We start from the raw sequence: 1,100 nt of genomic DNA on the forward strand, positions 1-1,100 counted from the left end.
GGCGTTTTTTTATTGGTTTGCCTTTCGTTTATCGTTTATTGGATATTATCATTGCGTATACTTGTAACCACTAACGGTGAAACCGACGCTCTCAGTGTTGAGCAGGCTTTTAGTTGCGTATGCTTAGTACACCGCGCTGTGTTCGTGCTGCGGCATCCCGCTTAAGCCCGCCCCCCTCAATAAGGTCAATTGCAGGCAGGTCAGAGTAACAACAATTGGGTATATGACAGCGTTAACCTGTTATACCTCAGAGTACTTTTTAATTCTTATCTCATGGGATAGCGATATGGACAGAAAAAATGTTTTTCTTCAATATAAATCATGTGCGGCTCGTTCATTGAAAAAAATCAATACTAAGCGAAAGAGTGATTCTGTTTATTTAATGATGACTCATGTTTATAAAGAAAAAATAAATTGCTTGAGGAATAGGTATGACCTCTATTTCTATTTCAGTGGCAGGGATAAACAGCATTCTGAATTCATATTTTATTCAATATGCTGCTTGCATGAAAAGAGAAAGAGCCTTGGTTGCCATGTGATGCGATTTTCATAACCTGAACCTGTTGCTAACGGCCTGTTGTTTCTTCTTTTTATAAGCCCTCGGCAACGCCGAGGGACACCCTTAGCCTAATGCGACCAGTAGCGCACCAACGGATATCATGGCCACACCCACGCCGCCTAATAGCGATATTTTCTCTCCCAGGAGAACGGCCGCCAAAATAACAGCAAACACAACGCTGAGTTTATCAATGGGGGCAACCTGAGCTACATTACCATTTTTTAATGCCAAAAAATAAAACAGCCAGGAAAGCGCTCCTGCAATCCCGCTTAACACAATAAATGCCAGTGCTTTTTTATTGGCAAGCACTTCACCGATCAGGGTGGTTTTCCCTTGCACCACCACAACGCCCACCAAAAACAGCGCCATCACCACGGCACGAACAGCGGTCGCCGTGTTGGCGTCAAGATTTTGCAATCCCACTTTACCGAACAGGGCCACCGCAGCGGCACACAGGGCGGAGAGCAATGCATAAAGTAACCAGCTACTCATGATGAGCCTCAGCATTAAAATCAGGATGGAGATCAATAGAATGAGCGTG

At 44.3% G+C, this 1,100-nt stretch carries 1 protein-coding gene; it reads right to left on the reverse strand.

Translation table 11 applies throughout. From position 1 onward, the window contains the following. Positions 1 to 622 precede the first annotated feature (622 nt). On the reverse strand, positions 623 to 1,051 hold the full coding sequence (locus tag J5224_RS29385) for an EamA family transporter (RefSeq protein WP_264628601.1): 429 nt from the start codon (positions 1,049 to 1,051) through the stop codon (positions 623 to 625). Positions 1,052 to 1,100: the final 49 nt, after the last annotated feature.

It is taken from the genome of Candidatus Symbiopectobacterium sp. NZEC135 (assembly GCF_025962695.1).

Excerpts from the sequence above, each read along its gene's own strand:
- J5224_RS29385 (WP_264628601.1), bottom strand. The coding sequence starts at position 1,051 with ATGAGTAGCTGGTTACTTTATGCATTGCTCTCCGCCCTGTGTGCCGCT.